The sequence below is a fragment of the Streptomyces sp. NPDC006174 genome (assembly GCF_040614075.1).
In the GTDB taxonomy this organism is placed as follows: domain Bacteria; phylum Actinomycetota; class Actinomycetes; order Streptomycetales; family Streptomycetaceae; genus Streptomyces.
In genome coordinates, this window is record NZ_JBEXTJ010000005.1 from 257,623 (window position 1) to 273,443 (window position 15,821).

Consider the following 15,821-nt stretch of genomic DNA (forward strand, 5'->3'; position numbering starts at 1 on the left):
TCACCCGTACGGACCGGCGCGGCACTCTTGCCGCCGGGAATCCTCGCAGGTCACGGCGGTGCGACTGGGCCGTTCGGTCCGTACTGCCGGACCGGGTGCCGATCGAGTGAGAGGCGAACGCGCAATGTGACCCACATCACACACATGGGCTGCCGGGTCGCGGGCACACGCAAGACACCCCCTCCACGGGACGGATCCCCGCCCCCCACGGCATCCGCCCCCACCGGCCTCCCCCCCCCGGCCGATGGGGGCGGTGTCGGATCCGGCGGGACAGGTATCACTCGGCTGTCACTCGCCGAGCGTCGTACGCGCACTTGTGCTCGTCCTCGTACTCGCACTCCAGGAGATCGCCGGCGGCCGCACCCGGCCGCACAGCGGCTGCCCCTTGGCGTCGGTCAGCCCCAGTCGTCCCGTGAGCTGTCCGGAACGCGCGGCCGCTTCGAGGACCTCGGGCCCGATGTCGCTGAACATCAGCTTGGCGCGCCGGAACATGGAGAAGAGCCCGGCCTCGTCCACGGTCCCCCACGACAGATAGACGAACCGTCCGCCCAGCCGATTCTGGATGTACGGCCCCGAGATCTCGACCCCGTCCGCTGTTGTATTCACCGCGCACTCCAAGGTCCAGGAAGCGCTCGGGGCGTCCCCGGGACAGAGCCCGAGCAACTCACCGGGCCGGTCCTTGCGCTGAACACCGACATGGATGTTCTCGAACCCGGGAAAGTCGGAGTCCGGCCCGCACGCGCGACCGGGAAGCGCGGAGGCCTCGATGAGAATCTGCATACTCTCCATGGTCCGTCACCGCGGCGGAACGACCATGGGAAGGTCGATTTCCGGCCAAGTCTCAGAGAAGCTCCGCCGGCGCATCCTGATATACGACCTTCAGCCGCCCGACCACGCCCTCCATGTCCTCCTCTCCGCTCGCGAACTCCACCGCGTCGATCCGCCGCACCGGCGCGATCCCCTGCGAGTTGCAGATGAAGGCGCCTCGGTACGCACTCACCTCGTCCAGTGTCACCGCCCGCCGCACCGACGGCTCGCCGGCCGCCGCGAGGCCGCGCTCCAGGAGGGCCATGGTGGTGCCGACGAGCGCCGGGGCGTCCGGCCACACCACCGAAGTCCCGTCCCAGAAGCCGATGTTGGTGAAGGACCCTTCGGCCACCACTCCACCCGGCGCGGTCAGCAGAGCCTCGTCGAACCCGGCCCGCGCGGCGAGCATCCCGTAATACGTCTGCCCGAACTCGCCCGGCCGCTTGATGTGCGGCACGGCCCGCGCGTACGGCACCGACATCAGGCTCCGCGCTCCGGCCGCCATCGTGGCGGGCTCGCGCACGGTGACCATGACCCGCGTACGGCTCTCTCCGGGCGGCAGAAACCCATGCACCCGCACGGACGCGTCCCGCAGCCCGGACCTGTCCAGCGCGCGCCGGATCAGCTCCCTCACAGGCTCGCCGTCCAGAGGCAGTTGGAACAGCTCCTGGTTCGCCGCCGTCAGCCGGTCGAGATGCAGCCCGAGCCCTCGTACGCGCCGGTCCCTCACCTGCATGGCGGTGAAGTGCCCGAACCCGAAGAGCGCGGGGACGCGGAGGTCGTCCTCGGTGGCGGGATGGCCGTCCATCTCGACGTAGGGGAGGGGGAGGGCTGATGCGCTGGGCGGGTGATTCGTCATATGACCACCGTAGGAGGGGGCTGTGTCTCGCGGATCATCAGGCCGACGGTCGCCAGGCGGTGACGGACACGAATCGTCCGAACTGGCGGCTTTCGGAGGGTCGTCGGAGAGTGCGCCGGCCGACTGCCGGTCATTCCGCGGGCAGGCCGAACCAGCGGAGGAGTACGGGTCGTGCGTCGTCGGGGGCGTCCTCGGGTCCGTGGGCATAGCGTGCGAGCAGGGCCAGGTAGTCGTCGTGGAAGGCGTCGAGCTCCGCCTTGGTGAGGTGGGCCAGGCTGCGCGAACCTCGCATCCAGCCCTCGGACTCCGCCTGTCCGGCGGTGAACTGCCGGGCGAGTTCGACGTCCTCCTCCATCCTCATCCGGTCCAGCTCGGCCGACAGGGCGCGCTCGGCCTCGGTCAGCTCGTCCTGCGGCGGTCTGCGGATGTCGAGCCCGCGCACGCCACGCCACCAGCGCTCCCGTCCGGTGGAGCGCTCGGGGATGTCCTCGATCAGGCCGCTGCGCTCCAGCATGCGCAGGTGGTAGCTGAGCGTCCCGGTGTTCTCGCCGAGGGCGGCGGCCAGTGTGGTCGAGGTGGCCGGGCCCGCCGCGCCGAGGTGGCGCAGGATGCGCAGGCGCAGGGGGTGCGAGAGGGCCTTGAGTGCCTGGGGGCTGTCGACCGTGCGCCGCTCGGCGGCTTCCGCTCTCCGCTCTTTCGTCATGGTGGCAGTCTACCTGAACGACAGAGATTCCTCTGCAGACCTTCCTCTGCAGAGGAATCTCTGTAATGCTGTGCATATGACACCGAACCGAGTGACCTTGAATCGCGCTGTCCGCCGCTTCGCCGGTGCCGTCGCGGGAACCCTGCTTGCCGGACTAGCTCTGGGTGCCGCACCCGCGCAGGCGGCTGAACGGGCCGTGGATCCGACCGAGTTCGACTTCTCCGCCTGCCCGGCCGCCGACGACCTGCCCACAGGGGCGGACCCCGGGACCTGGCGCTGCGAGGTCATGCACGCCACGGGTCATCTGCGCATGGGTGCCTTCGACGAACAGCTCACCGAGCCTATGAGGATCACCTTCGCGGAAGGCCGCGTGGACGGTGAGTTCCGCCAGGTCTTCGGTCGGATGACCGCTGCGCCGATCCGCGTGGGAGGCACTCCGCTGACTCTGACTCCGCGGTACGGCGGCTACTCGGACTTCCTGTCCGACGACACCCGGCGCGGCGAGTTCGCCCTCACGTTCGCCATCGGCTCGGCGTACGGGCCGCCGGCCCGGCCGTCCTCGGGCTGCTCGGTGGGCAGCGACGAGGACGCGGTCCACCTCGTCCTGAAGGACACCGATCCCACCCGGGTGATATCCAAGGACCCCTTGGTCGTCGCCTTCGGCACCCAGGACGCGGAGTTCGCCGCCCCGCGCACCAGCGGCTGCGGTCCTCTGGGCCGTGTGCTGGACCGGGCTCTGGGCCTGCCGTCGGCGGCGGGGGCGAACGTCTTCGCCATGGATGTCACGGTGGCCCTCCGGCCCTACGCGTAGGCCCGTGCGGGCGGAACCCGCTGTCGGCTTGACCTCAACCAAAGTTGAGGCTCAAGACTCGACCACATGGACACCACCACCAAGGCTTCCGCCTTTGCCCCTGCCCCTCTCAAGGTCGCCGTCATCCTCGGCAGCAACCGGGAAGGCCGCTTCGGGCCGGTCATCGCCGACTGGTTCCTCGGCCGGGCCGCTCGGTACGACGGCATCGAGACCGAGCTCATCGACGTCCTCACCGCCGACCTCCCCGCCTCTCTCTCCTTCCGTCCCGCGCCCGAGGACGCGGCCCGTATCGAGGCGGTCTCCGAGCGGCTGGCCGCTGCCGACGCGTTCGTCGTGGTCACACCCGAGTACAACCACTCCTTCCCGGCCCCGCTCAAGAACCTCATCGACTGGCACCGCACCGAATGGCAGGCCAAACCCGTCGCCTTCGTCTCGTACGGCGGCAGGTCCGGCGGGTTGCGGGCCGTCGAGCAGCTCCGGCAGGTCTTCGCCGAAACGCATACGGTCTCCGTCCGCGACACCGTCTCCTTCCACAACGCGGGCGCTCTCTTCGACGACGAGGGCAACCACCGGGAGCCGGCGGACGTCGACGCGGCCGCCAAGGCGCTCCTGGACCAGCTGGCCTGGTGGGGCGTCGCCCTGCGCGACGCGCGAAACCGGCATCCGTACGGCGCCTGAACCGCTCCGGGCCGACAATCGGAGCACGGGCAAGGTGCCCGCCGTATCCGAGGAGACCGACGATGACAGCGCCGCCGGCATGGCTGACCGTACTGACCACGACCGACAGCGAGGAGAAGGCCCACGAGCTGGCGCAGGGGGCGGTGGAGGCCCGGCTGGCGGCCTGCGCGCAGATCTCCGCGCCCGTCACCTCGGTCTACCGGTGGCAGAACGCCATCGAGTCCTCCGAGGAGTGGCAGGTGCTCTTCAAGACGGCGGCCGAGCGCTACGAGGAGCTGGAGGAGTACCTCCAGGAGGCGCACGACTACGAGACCCCGGAGATCATCGCCATCCCCGTCATCCGCGGCAGCGCCCGCTACCTCGGCTGGGTCACGGCGGAGACGGCCCCCGCGACCGCCCTGTGACGGCGGCCATGAGCACCTTCGACCCCAACTCCCCGTCCACCGACGAGCTGCCGTTCTTCGTGTACGGCACGCTGCTCCCCGGCGAACCCAACCACGACCTGTTCCTCCGGGGCCGAACGTCGGAAGAGCGAGCAGCCGTCCTGCCCCGGGCCCTGCTGTACGACGGGCCCGGCTACCCGTACGCCATCGACGGCCACGGCCGCGTCCACGGCACCCTGCTCACCGCCGCGCCCGGAGTGTACGGGGAGCTGCTCGGGCTCCTGGACCATCTGGAGGAGTACCTCGGGCCCGGCCACCCGCGCAATCTGTACGAGAGGGTCGTCCGCGAGGTCGAGCTGCCGGGCAAGGGCGAAACGGGTCAGGAGCCTTCCGGGGCCGGGACCCGTGCCTGGGTCTACCTCGCCGCGGCTGCCGTCACCCGGTCGCTGCGCACCAGCGGCAACGTCATCGCCGAAGGACGGTGGATCACCGGGCGGGCTCCAGGCGGACCGCGCACACCTTGAACTCCGGCATCCGCGACACCGGGTCGAGGGCCGGGTTGGTCAGCGTGTTGGCCCGCCCCTCACCCGGCCAGTGGAACGGCATGAACACCGTGTCCGCCCGGATCGCCCCGGTGATCCGGGCCGGCGCCACCGCCCGACCGCGCCGGGACACCACGGCGACGAGCTCGCCCTCCGCCACGCCGATCCGCTCGGCCAGGCGCGGGTGCAACTCCACGAACGGGCCCGGAGCCGCCGCGTTCAGCTCCTCCACCCGGCGGGTCTGGGCCCCCGACTGGTACTGCGCCACCACCCGCCCCGTCGTCAGCACCACCGGATACTCCCGGTCCGTCTCCTCGGCCGCCGCCCGGTGCACCACCGGCACGAACGCGGCCCGCCCGTCCGCCGTCGCGAACCGGTCCAGGAAGAGCCGCGGCGTACCCGGATGGTCCGCGTCCGGGCACGGCCAGAACACACCGTCCTCCGCCGCGATCCGCTCGTACGTGATGCCCGCGTAGTCCGCCGCACCGCCCGCCGAGGCCCGCCGCAACTCCGCGAACACCTCGGCCGGGTCGGCCGGGAACCCCTTGCCGTGGCCCAGCAGTCCGGCCAGCGCGTGCAGCACCTCCAGGTCGCTGCGCACCCCCTCCGGCGGGTCGAGCGCCCGCCGCCGCAGCACCACCCGGCCCTCCAGGTTGGTGGTGGTCCCGCTCTCCTCCGCCCACTGCGTCACCGGCAGCACCACGTCCGCCAGCTCCGCCGTCTCGGAGAGGACGACATCCGCCACCGCCAGGAAGTCCAGCGACGCCAGGCGTTGTTCCACGTGCGAGGCGTGCGGCGCCGAGACCACCGGGTTGGAGCCCATCACCAGCAGCGCCCGCACGTCCTGGCCCAGCGCGTCCAACAGCTCGTACGCGCTCCGTCCCGGCCCCGGCAGACTGTCCGGGGCCACGCCCCACACCTCCGCGACATGGCGACGGGCGTCCGGGTCGGTCAGCTTGCGGTAGCCGGGAAGCTGGTCCGCCTTCTGGCCGTGCTCCCGGCCGCCCTGACCGTTGCCCTGCCCGGTCAGACACCCGTATCCGGACAGCGGCCGCCCCGCCCGGCCGGTGGCCAGGCAGAAGTTGATCCACGCGCCCACCGTGTCCGTCCCCTTGGCCTGCTGCTCCGGCCCCCGCGCCGTCAGCACCATCCCGCTCTCCGCCCCGCAGAACAGCTCCACCGCCTCCCGCAGCCGGGCCACCTCCACCCCGCAGATCCGCTCCACCAGCTCCGGCCAGTGCGCCATCGCCCCGGCCCGCGCCTCCTCCCACCCGCGCGTACGGCTCCGTACGAACTGCTCGTCCACCCGGCTTTCCGCCACCACCAAGTGCAGCATCCCGAGCGCCAGGGCCAGATCGGTGCCGGGACGGGGCGCCAGGTGCAGGTCCGCCTGCTCGGCGGTGCGGGTGCGGCGCGGGTCGATGACGATCAGCCGGCCGCCGTTCGCCTTCAGTTCGGTGAGATACCGCAGCGCGGGCGGCATCGTCTCGGCCAGGTTCGACCCGACCAGGATCACGCATCCCGTCCGCGGGATGTCCTCCAGCGGGAACGGCAGCCCCCGGTCGAGCCCGAACGCCCTCTGGTGCGCTGCCGCCGCCGACGACATGCAGAACCGGCCGTTGTAGTCGATCTGCGAGGTCCCGAGCACCACCCGGGCGAACTTCCCGAGCGCGTACGCCTTCTCGTTGGTCAGTCCGCCCCCGCCGAACACCCCCACCGCATCCGCCCCGTGCGCCGCCCGCACTCCGCCGAGCCCCTCCGCGATCCGCCCCAGCGCCTCGTCCCAGCCCGCCTCCTCCAACGCACCGCCGGGCCGCCTGCGTACCAGCGGAGAAGTCAGCCGGACCCCTTGGCGCAGCACGGCCGGCGCGGACCGGCCCTTGCCGCACAACGCGCCCCGGTTGACCGGGAATCCGGTGCGCTCCACCACTTCGGCCACCGCCCCGCCGGAGACCGGGCGCAGGCTCATCCCGCACTGGAGTGCGCAGTACGGGCAGTGGGTGGGCGTCTCGGTACCGGTCATGGGCCCCAGCCTGCGAGAGCGGTATTACGGGAACGGAGGCACCCGGTTACGCCACCGGAACGCCCGCCTCAGCCCACCGCTCGCACGCCTGTGAGGTCCCAGGCCACGACGCCGCCGAGGCTCACTGGCCTCAGGTCACGGCGTCGCCATGGCCCACGGGCTCCAGTTCACGGCGCCGCCGAGGCCAGCGCCTCCGTCACGCCCGCCTCCTTCGGCCCGAGGAAGCGCGGGTCGGGACGGAGGAGTGCGTCCAGGGCCGCCTTGCCCGATGCGGCCAACTCCCGGGTCCCGCCGTAATACCAGGTCGCGTCCCGAGGCTCGTCGACCGCGACCCCGAACGCGTCGATCCCGGCGGAGCGGCACAGTGTGGTCGCCCGGTGGATGTGGAAGCCCTGGCTCACCAGCACCGCCCGGTCGACCCCGAATATCTTCTTGGCCCGCACGCACGAGTCCCAGCTGTCGAACCCGGCGTAGTCGCTGACGATCCGGCCGTCCGGCACTCCACGCTCGGTCAGATACGTCCGCATCGCGTCCGGTTCGTCGTACTCCGCCCGGCTGTTGTCCCCGGTGACCAGGACGACCTTCACCTTGCCCGTCCGGTACAACTCGGCCGCCGCGTCCAGGCGGTGGGCCAGATACGGGGTCGGCCGGCCGTTCCAGAGTCCGGCGCCGAACACCATGGCGACCTCCCGGGCCGGCGCGTCCGCCGTGGTCCCGACCCGGTCGCCCGCGTCCACCCGCATCCAGGTCGCGGGCAGCAGAGCCAGCACGCAGATGGCCATCAGCCCTTGCACGGCGAGCCGCCGGCCCCGGCGGGTACGCGGCAGCCGGAGCGCGGAGAGCCGGAGCAGCCGCAGCCATGGTCTCTGTCTCTTCGCGCTGTCCTCCGACGCCACCGACGCCACCGGCGCCTCCAGTGCAGCCCGCACCTCCGACGTCTCCCGCGCCCTTCGCATCCCTCGCACGAGAGCCCCCTCACCGTTCGTACCGTCGTTCGGTCCCAACTCACCTGACGAGCGAAACGCCCGAAAGGTTCGCCGACCGGCAGAAACGGGTGCAGGCCCCCGCACCGCACACCGGCCACCACCCCTCCGTGAGGCGGCGGCAAAGCTCCGTGACCCTCAGGCAACGGCCCGGCAACCTCCACCCGGCACGATCAGGTCCATCACCGACCGCCCCGCCTCCCGGAACGGAACCCGCAGGCCCATGCACCGCACCCGCCCCCTCGCCGTGCCCCGGCCCCTCGCCGTGCCCCGGCCCCTCGCCGCGCCCCGGCCGTCCACCAGCGCGTCCGCCGCGCCCGCCCTCGTCGCCGTCGCCCACGGCAGCCGCGACCCGCAGGCCCTGCGTACCGTCCTCGCGCTCCTGGACCGGGTCCGCGACCTGCGCCCCGGCCTGGACGTCCGCCTCGGCCACATCGAGCTGAACCAGCCGCTCCTCCCGGACACCATGGACGGCCTGCGCGGCGCCGACGCCGTCCTCGTACCGCTGCTCCTGGGCCGAGGCCACCACGTCAAGCACGACCTGCCCACGGCCGCGGCCGCCGCTCCCTCCGTACGGACCCGCATCGCCGCCCCGCTCGGCCCGCACCCGCTGCTGGTGGAGGCGCTGTACGGCCGGCTCGTGGAGGCTGGCTGGGACGCCGCCGACGCAGGGAGCCGCCGGGCCGCCGTGGTCCTCGCTGCCGCCGGGTCCCGCGATCCCGACTCGGCCCAGGACACCCGGCGTACGGCCCGGATGCTCGGCGAGCGGCTCGGCGGCGTGCCCGTGATCCCCGCGTACGCCTCCGCCGCCACGCCCACCGTCCCCGCCGCGCTGCGCGCCCTGGCCGCCCGAGGCCGGCACCGTACCTTCGTCGCCTCGTACTTCACCGCGCCCGGCCGCTTCGCGAGCGCCGCCGCGAGCGCCGCGCCCGGCACCGCCGCGGTTCCGCTCGGCGCCCACCCCGCGATGGCCCGCCTCCTCCTCCACCGCTACGACCAGGCCGTGTCGGCCACCGCCTCCACCGACGCCGTGACCTTGCTCGCTTCCGCCTGACTCCCCGGCCCGCTCACGGCGCGTTGTCGGTCCCGGTCGCTACTGTCGGAACCATGGACGGCACACAGGGCGCACACGGGGCAGATCAGACACATGGCTCACTCGGCGAGCGCGGCACCGGGGGCGGTTACGGGGCGGCGGACACCGAGCGGTTCGACACCGAGCAGGACAAGCGTCCCGGCCGCACCGCCTTCCAGCGCGACCGGGCCCGGGTGCTGCACTCCGCCGCGCTGCGCCGGCTCGCCGGAAAGACCCAGGTGGTCACGCCCGGCACGCGTTCGCTCGTCTGGGACGCCAGCCCGCGCACCCGGCTCACCCACTCCTTGGAGTGCGCGCAGGTTGGCCGGGAGCTCGGCGCGGTCCTCGGCTGCGACCCGGATCTCGTGGAGACGGCCTGCCTCTCGCACGACATGGGCCACCCGCCCTTCGGCCACAACGGCGAACAGGCGCTCAACGACTTCGCCTCCGACTGCGGCGGCTTCGAAGGCAACGCCCAGTCGCTGCGGTTGCTGACCCGCCTGGAGCCCAAGCGGTTCGTCCACGACCCGCGCACCGGCGAGCTGGTCAGCGTCGGCCTCAACCTGACCCGCGCCGCCCTCGACGCCGCCACCAAGTACCCGTGGCCGCGCGGCGCGCACCCCACGGACCCGCACTCGGTGAAGTTCGGCGTGTACCCGGACGACCTGCCGGTCTTCGAGTGGGCGCGCAAGGGAGCGCCCGAGGACCGCACCTGCTTCGAGGCCCAGGTGATGGACTGGTCCGACGACGTGGCGTACTCGGTGCACGACTTCGAGGACGGGCTGCACGCCGGGCACATCGACCCCAACTGCCTCTACGCCGAGCCGGAGCGCGAGGAGATCTTCGCCGTCGCCATCGGCCGGTACGTCCCCGTGGACACCGACCCGCAGGAGCTGGCGGAGGCGCTGGACCGGCTGATCGACCAGGAGTGGTGGCCGCACGGTTACGACGGCTCCGCCGTGGCCCAGGCCCGTCTGAAGGACGCCACCAGCCAGCTCATCGGCCGGTTCTGCACCGAGGCCGAGACCGCCACCCGCGAGCTCTACGGCCCCGGCCGCCTCACCCGGTACGGAGCAGAGCTGGTCGTTCCGCGCACCGTCCGCAACGAGTGCGCGGTCCTCAAGGCGGTCGCCGACCGTTACGTGATGCAGCGCGCCGAACAGGAGACCCTCCGCGCCGACCAGCGCATCGTCATCGCCGAGCTGGCCGCCGCGCTCACCGCCCGTGCGCCCGAGGGCCTGGAGCCGCACTTCCGGGCCCTGTTCGACCAGGCGCCCGACGACCACGCCCGTAAGCGCGTCCTGGTCGACCAGATCGCGGCCCTGACCGACGCCTCCGCACGATCCCTGCACGCCGCGCTCACCGCCCGCCGAGGCTGAGAGGCAGACTGGAGAAGACCGGATGAATGACCACTGGGTGTGACCTCTCCGGGGCACACCCTCTTTCGCCATCACGCTGCGTGCGGGACGCTCGCAGCCGGAGGCGCCGCGCAGCACAGCACTGAGGAGGCATCAAGTGGTCGACGCACATCGGACATTCGTCATCGTCGGAGCGGGACTCGCAGGGGCGAAGGCGGCCGAAACGCTCCGCGCGGAAGGGTTCACCGGCCGGGTGATCCTCATCGGCGACGAGCGCGACCACCCCTATGAGCGGCCACCGCTCTCCAAGGGCTACCTCGGCGGCAAGGAGGAACGCGACAGCGTCTTCGTCCACGAGCGCCCCTGGTACGCCGGCGCCGACATCGAGCTGCACCTCGGCCAGCCCGTCACGGCTCTCGACCGGTACGCGAAGACGGTGCGGCTCGGCGACAACACCGTCATCCACTACGACAAGCTGCTGATCGCCACCGGCTCCGAACCGCGCCGCCTCGACGTCCCCGGCACCGACCTCGCGGGCGTCCACCACCTGCGCCGCCTCGCCCACGCCGACCGGCTGCGCAACGTGCTCGCCGCCCTCGGCCGCGACAACGGCCACCTGGTGATCGCCGGAGGCGGCTGGATCGGCCTGGAGGTCGCCGCCGCCGCCCGGGGATACGGGGCCGAGGTCACCGTCGTCGAGTCGGAGGCCACGCCGCTGCACCAGGTCGTCGGCCCCGAGCTGGGCCAGATCTTCACCGAGCTGCACAGCTCGCACGGCGTCCGCTTCCACTTCGGCGCGCGCCTCACCGAGATCACCGGCCAGGACGGCATGGTGCTGGCCGCCCGTACCGACGACGGCGAGGAGCACCCGGCCCACGACGTCCTCGCCGCGATCGGCGCCGCCCCGCGCTCGGCCCTCGCCGAGGCCGCCGGTCTGGAGATGGCCGAGCGGGCGCACGGCGGCGGCATCGCCGTGGACGCCTCGCTGCGCACCTCCGACCCGCACATCTACGCCGCCGGTGACGTCGCCGCCGTCGCCCACCCGCTGCTCGGCGTCCGGCTCCGCGTCGAGCACTGGGCCAACGCCCTCAACAGCGGACCGGCCGCCGCCCGCTCCATGCTCGGCCAGGACGTGACGTACGACCGGGTGCCGTACTTCTTCTCCGACCAGTACGACCTGGGCCTCGAATACTCCGGCTGGGCGCCGCCCGGCACCTACGACGAGGTGATCATCCGGGGCGACGCGGGGAAGCGGGAGTTCATCGCGTTCTGGCTCAAGGACCGCCGCGTCCTGGCCGGGATGAACGTCAACGTGTGGGACGTGACGGAGACGATCCAGGAGCTGATCCGGGCCGGTCAGCAGCACGACCCGGAGGCGCTGGCCGATCCGTCGGTGGAGCTGTCGTCCCTGCTCTGACGACCGCCCGGGCCCGGGGGCCGATGCCCGCGCCTCCGGGACCGGGCTCTTCGGACCACGGAGGAGTACGAGAAGGAGGAGGGCGGCCGACACGGCGGCCACCATGGCGCCCCGTACGCCGCCCCGTCCGCCGCCCCGTGCGGACCGACCCGCGTACGGAGCGGCGGACGGGAACCCGGCGGGCGTCAGGTTGTCCGACCTCACCCGTAGACTTCATCCGTGGCCGGCAGGATCAACGATGACGACGTGAAGGCGGTACGGGACGCGGTCCCGATCGACTCCGTCGTGTCCGAATACCTCCAGCTGCGCAGCGCGGGCGGCGGGAACCTCAAGGGACTCTGCCCCTTTCACGACGAGAAGTCCCCCTCCTTCCAGGTCAGTCCCGGCAAGGGCCTGTTCCACTGCTTCGGCTGCCAGGAGGGCGGCGACACGATCGCCTTCGTGATGAAGATCGACCACCTCTCCTTCTCGGAGACGGTCGAGCGCCTCGCCGCCAAGGCGGGCATCACCCTGCGGTACGAGGAGGGCGGCTACAACCCCTCCCACCAGCGCGGCGAACGCATCCGGCTGATCGAGGCCCACCAGGCCGCCGCCGACTTCTACGTCCGCGCGCTGGAGAGCCCCGAGGCCGAGATCGGCCGGAAGTTCCTCGCCGAGCGCGGCTTCGACCAGGACGCCGCGGCCCACTTCCGCGTCGGCTACAGCCCGGCCGGCTGGGACCACCTCACCCGCTATCTGCGCGGCAAGGGCTTCAGCGACAAGGAGCTCATCACCTCCGGCCTCTCCCAGGACGGCCGCCGCGGCCCCATCGACCGCTTCCGCGGCCGGCTGATGTGGCCGATCAGCGACACCGCCGGCGAGATCGTCGGCTTCGGCGCCCGCAAGCTCCGCGACGACGACAACGGCCCGAAGTACCTGAACACCCCCGAGACCCCGGTCTACAAGAAATCCCAGGTGCTGTACGGCATCGACCTGGCCAAGAAGGACATCGCCAAGGCCAGCCGGGCCGTCGTCGTCGAGGGCTACACCGACGTCATGGCCTGCCATCTCGCCGGGGTCACCACCGCCATCGCCACCTGCGGCACCGCCTTCGGCAACGACCACATCAAGATCCTGCGCCGCCTCCTCATGGACAACGGCAGCGCCCGTGTGATCTTCACCTTCGACGGCGACTCGGCCGGTCAGAAGGCCGCGCTGCGCGCCTTCGAGGACGACCAGAAGTTCGCCGCCGAGACCTACATCGCCATCGCCCCGGACGGCATGGACCCGTGCGACCTGCGGCTGGCCAAGGGTGACGACGCCGTACGCGACCTGGTCGAGCCGCGCACCCCGCTCTTCGAGTTCGCGCTGCGCCAGATCGTCGGCCGGTACGACCTGGAGACCCCGGCGGGCCGCGCTGCCGCGCTCGACGAGGCGGCCGCCGTGGTCGCCAAGATCAAGACCAGCAGTGTGCAGCGTGAGGTGGCGGTCCAGCTCGCCGGGCTCGTCGGCATCCTGGATCAGGAGTTCGTCGTCCACCGCGTCGCCCAGCTCGCCCGCTGGGCCCGCGACCGCGGAGAGAAGGGCGGCCGCGGCCCCGGCTCCCAGGACCGGCGCGGCGGCGCACCGCAGCAGCCTGCCCAGGCCCCCACCGCCTCCTCCGGTCCCGCGCTCAACCTCCGCAGCCCCGCCCACCGCACCGAGCGCGAGCTGCTCAAGCTCGCCCTCCAGAAGCCCGCCCTGGTCTCCCCGGCCTTCGACGCGTACGGCGTGGACGAGTTCACCGCCCCGCCCTATGCCGCGGTGCGCCAGTGCATCGAAGAGGCGGGCGGCGCCGAGCGCGGCCTCGGCGACAACCGCGAATATCTGGTCGCCGTCATGGACGCGGCCCCCAACAACAGCGTGCGCAACCTCGTCACCGAGCTGGCCGTCGAGGTCTTCCACGGCCGGACCATCGACGAGACCTACGCGGGCATGCAGCTCGTCCACGTCCGGCTGCGCGCCGTCGACCGCCGGATCAACGACGTCCAGAGCAGCCTCGCCCGCCTCGGCAACCATGTGGCCCCCGACGATCTGGCGGCCGCGCAGAACGAGGTCTGGGTCCTCCAGCAGTACGCGCAGTCCCTGCGGGCGCGGGGCGCCGACGCGCTCTAGAGGGTCTCCTCCCGAGGCCGGTCGGCGTCGAGTCCGGCGATGGCCCGGACATCCGCTTCGGACAGGCCCAGAACGGTGGCGATCTGCTGGACGAGAAGCGGATGCGGCTGGAGCCTTCCGCTGCGCAGCAGGTGGATGGTGGACCGCGAACGCCCGGTCTCCATCGCCATCATTTTGACCGGAATTCCGCGCAGGTCCATCAGTCCGGTGAACACCCGCCCGAACGGATGCGGCTCCAGCTGCCCGGCAGGGGCAGCGGCGGGGCCGACGACCACGTCGTCGATCTTGGCCTGAAAGCGGATCAGCCGGTCGCCCGCGAACCCGACCTTCGCGACGAACGGCAGGCACTCGCCACCGCCGGGACCGACCGTCCCCGGCACGGACACCTCGGTGTACGGCGCAGAGTGGCCACGGTGATCACTCTCGATCTCCAGAGGCCGGCCCGGCTCGACGTGGCTGACCTTCCAGTCGCGGTTCCACCAGGGCAGATCCGCCAGCACCTCGGTGAGGAACGGGGTCAGAGCGCTGAGGTCCACCGGGTCCGGAGGGTACGTCTGACCTCCCCAGATGACATCGGGCCAGTACGTCAGGGCCGCGATCACGTCCGGTGTCAGTGTGCGGTCGGCAATCTTCATGTCCGCACTCTCCCACCGGTCGGCCGGACGATCCGCCGGGACCGGACGGACGACGGCCGAAGCGGCACCGGCGCCCGCCCACCGGACCGGGACCGGTAATCGACCGGTGACCGAACGGAATCAAAAAGTCCCCGCATGCCCCTCGTGGCAACCCTGTGCCGTGCCTCACACTGAGGCTCCCAGCGTCATCCTGCAGCGATCACCGGGAGGTCGCCCCCGTGCAGACCCGGACCGTGACGACCACGACCGAGCACATGTCGGCGATTCCCGTGCAGAACCGGGCCGTCCACCACCCGGAGAACCACCCGGACGTCCCGCCGGGGAACCACCCGGACGTCCTGCCGGAGATCCGCCCCGGTAAACACCCCGAGAACCGTCCGGACAACCCCCCGGAGACCGCGGCCCACCCGCGAGTGAGCGCACCCGAGGCCCTCATGGAGGAAGCGGAGCACGCCCCGGAGCCCCGTGAGGCGCGGAGCCGGGCGGACAGCGGCGGCCCCACCTCAGACCTCTTCCGGCAGTACCTGCGCGAGATCGGCCGCATCCGGCTGCTCACCGCCGCCGAGGAGGTCGAGCTGGCCCGGTGCGTGGAGGCCGGGCTCTTCGCGGAGGAGCGCCTCGCGAACCACCCGGACCTGGACTCCCGGCTCGCCGGCGACCTGGACCGGCTCGTCGTCATGGGCCGCACCGCCAAGCGCCGGCTCATCGAGGCCAACCTCCGCCTCGTCGTCTCCGTCGCCAAGCGGTACGTGGGACGCGGCCTGACCATGCTCGACCTGGTCCAGGAGGGGAACCTCGGGCTGATCCGGGCGGTGGAGAAGTTCGACTACGCCCGGGGCTACAAGTTCTCGACGTACGCGACCTGGTGGATCCGCCAGGCCGTGTCCCGCGCCCTGGCCGACCAGGCCCGCACCATCCGCGTCCCCGTCCACGTCGTGGAGCTGATCAACCGCGTGGTCCGGGTCCAGCGCCGGATGCTCCAGGAACGCGGGTACGAGCCGACCGCCGAAGAGGTCGCCGCCCAGCTCGACCTCACGCCGGAGCGGGTCACCGAAGTCCTGCGCCTGGCCCAGGAGCCGGTCTCCCTGCACGCGCCCGTCGGCGAGGAGGACGACGTCTCCTTCGGCGACCTCATCGAGGACGGCGACGCCGCCTCACCCGTCGAGTCCGCCGCCTTCCTCCTGCTGCGCGAGCACCTGGAGGCGGTCCTCTCCACCCTCGGCGAGCGCGAACGCAAGGTCGTGCAACTGCGGTACGGCCTGGACGACGGGCGGCCCCGCACCCTGGAGGAGATCGGCCGGATCTTCGGCGTGACGCGCGAACGCATCCGCCAGATCGAGTCCAAGACCCTCAGCAGGCTGCGGGACCACGCCTTCGCCGACCAGCTCCGCGGCTACCTGGACTGATCCCGGAGAAG

General features: G+C 72.1%; 15 protein-coding genes. 9 read left to right on the top strand and 6 right to left on the bottom strand.

Annotation, left to right across the window (positions count from 1 at the left end; translation table 11 throughout):
* Positions 1 to 288: 288 nt before the first annotated feature.
* The 3 genes from ABZ267_RS13455 to ABZ267_RS13465 form a co-directional block, all read right to left on the bottom strand.
* Complete coding sequence (locus ABZ267_RS13455; RefSeq protein ID WP_356752127.1) at positions 289 to 780, bottom strand: DUF5990 family protein; 492 nt, start codon at positions 778 to 780, stop codon at positions 289 to 291.
* A 61-nt stretch (positions 781 to 841) separates the two neighbouring features.
* Complete coding sequence (locus ABZ267_RS13460) at positions 842 to 1,666, bottom strand: aminotransferase class IV (protein WP_356752129.1); 825 nt, start codon at positions 1,664 to 1,666, stop codon at positions 842 to 844.
* Between the two features lie 130 nt (positions 1,667 to 1,796).
* The gene (locus tag ABZ267_RS13465) at positions 1,797 to 2,369 is read right to left on the bottom strand and encodes a helix-turn-helix domain-containing protein (protein ID WP_356752131.1); all 573 of its coding nucleotides are present in this window, start codon (positions 2,367 to 2,369) and stop codon (positions 1,797 to 1,799) included.
* A gap of 196 nt (positions 2,370 to 2,565) precedes the next feature.
* On the opposite strand from ABZ267_RS13465, the gene ABZ267_RS13470 reads away from it, so the two are divergent.
* The 4 genes from ABZ267_RS13470 (at position 2,566) to ABZ267_RS13485 (ending at position 4,765) form a co-directional block, all read left to right on the top strand.
* Positions 2,566 to 3,180 (top strand): hypothetical protein, encoded by a 615-nt coding sequence (locus tag ABZ267_RS13470; protein ID WP_356752133.1) that lies wholly within the window; start codon positions 2,566 to 2,568, stop codon positions 3,178 to 3,180.
* A 66-nt stretch (positions 3,181 to 3,246) separates the two neighbouring features.
* Entirely contained in the window at positions 3,247 to 3,858 is a 612-nt protein-coding gene (locus ABZ267_RS13475; protein ID WP_356752135.1) for an NAD(P)H-dependent oxidoreductase, read from the top strand.
* Between the two features lie 62 nt (positions 3,859 to 3,920).
* Complete coding sequence (gene cutA, locus ABZ267_RS13480; protein WP_356752136.1) at positions 3,921 to 4,262, top strand: divalent-cation tolerance protein CutA; 342 nt, start codon at positions 3,921 to 3,923, stop codon at positions 4,260 to 4,262.
* Between the two features lie 8 nt (positions 4,263 to 4,270).
* Positions 4,271 to 4,765 carry a gamma-glutamylcyclotransferase family protein gene (locus ABZ267_RS13485; RefSeq protein WP_356752138.1) on the top strand — a complete coding sequence of 165 codons (495 nt, stop codon included), beginning with the start codon at positions 4,271 to 4,273 and terminating at the stop codon, positions 4,763 to 4,765.
* On the opposite strand, the gene ABZ267_RS13490 is transcribed toward ABZ267_RS13485, so the two are convergent.
* A complete protein-coding gene (locus ABZ267_RS13490; protein WP_356752139.1) occupies positions 4,728 to 6,806 on the bottom strand; it encodes a molybdopterin oxidoreductase family protein in 2,079 nt (692 codons plus the stop codon). The genes ABZ267_RS13485 and ABZ267_RS13490 overlap by 38 nt on opposite strands.
* 167 nt (positions 6,807 to 6,973) lie before the next feature.
* Entirely contained in the window at positions 6,974 to 7,735 is a 762-nt protein-coding gene (locus tag ABZ267_RS13495) for an ElyC/SanA/YdcF family protein (RefSeq protein WP_356752141.1), read from the bottom strand.
* 277 nt (positions 7,736 to 8,012) lie between these two features.
* Here ABZ267_RS13495 and ABZ267_RS13500 point away from each other — a divergent pair, with 277 nt between their 5' ends.
* From ABZ267_RS13500 to dnaG, 4 genes are all read left to right on the top strand, one after another.
* Entirely contained in the window at positions 8,013 to 8,843 is an 831-nt protein-coding gene (locus tag ABZ267_RS13500; RefSeq protein WP_356752143.1) for a sirohydrochlorin chelatase, read from the top strand.
* A 53-nt stretch (positions 8,844 to 8,896) separates the two neighbouring features.
* Positions 8,897 to 10,240: a deoxyguanosinetriphosphate triphosphohydrolase gene (locus ABZ267_RS13505; RefSeq protein WP_356752145.1), complete on the top strand. Its 1,344-nt coding sequence runs from the start codon at positions 8,897 to 8,899 to the stop codon at positions 10,238 to 10,240.
* Between the two features lie 136 nt (positions 10,241 to 10,376).
* On the top strand, positions 10,377 to 11,636 hold the full coding sequence (locus tag ABZ267_RS13510; protein WP_356752147.1) for an FAD-dependent oxidoreductase: 1,260 nt from the start codon (positions 10,377 to 10,379) through the stop codon (positions 11,634 to 11,636).
* Positions 11,637 to 11,855: 219 nt separating this feature from the next.
* Positions 11,856 to 13,769: a DNA primase gene (gene dnaG / locus ABZ267_RS13515; protein ID WP_356752149.1), complete on the top strand. Its 1,914-nt coding sequence runs from the start codon at positions 11,856 to 11,858 to the stop codon at positions 13,767 to 13,769.
* On the opposite strand, the gene ABZ267_RS13520 is transcribed toward dnaG, so the two are convergent.
* Positions 13,766 to 14,404, bottom strand: coding sequence for an XRE family transcriptional regulator (locus tag ABZ267_RS13520; protein ID WP_356752151.1), 639 nt, complete (start codon positions 14,402 to 14,404; stop codon positions 13,766 to 13,768). The genes dnaG and ABZ267_RS13520 overlap by 4 nt on opposite strands.
* 218 nt (positions 14,405 to 14,622) lie before the next feature.
* Between ABZ267_RS13520 and ABZ267_RS13525 the strand changes: the two genes are divergently transcribed.
* A complete protein-coding gene (locus tag ABZ267_RS13525) occupies positions 14,623 to 15,810 on the top strand; it encodes an RNA polymerase sigma factor (RefSeq protein ID WP_356752153.1) in 1,188 nt (395 codons plus the stop codon).
* Positions 15,811 to 15,821 lie beyond the last annotated feature (11 nt).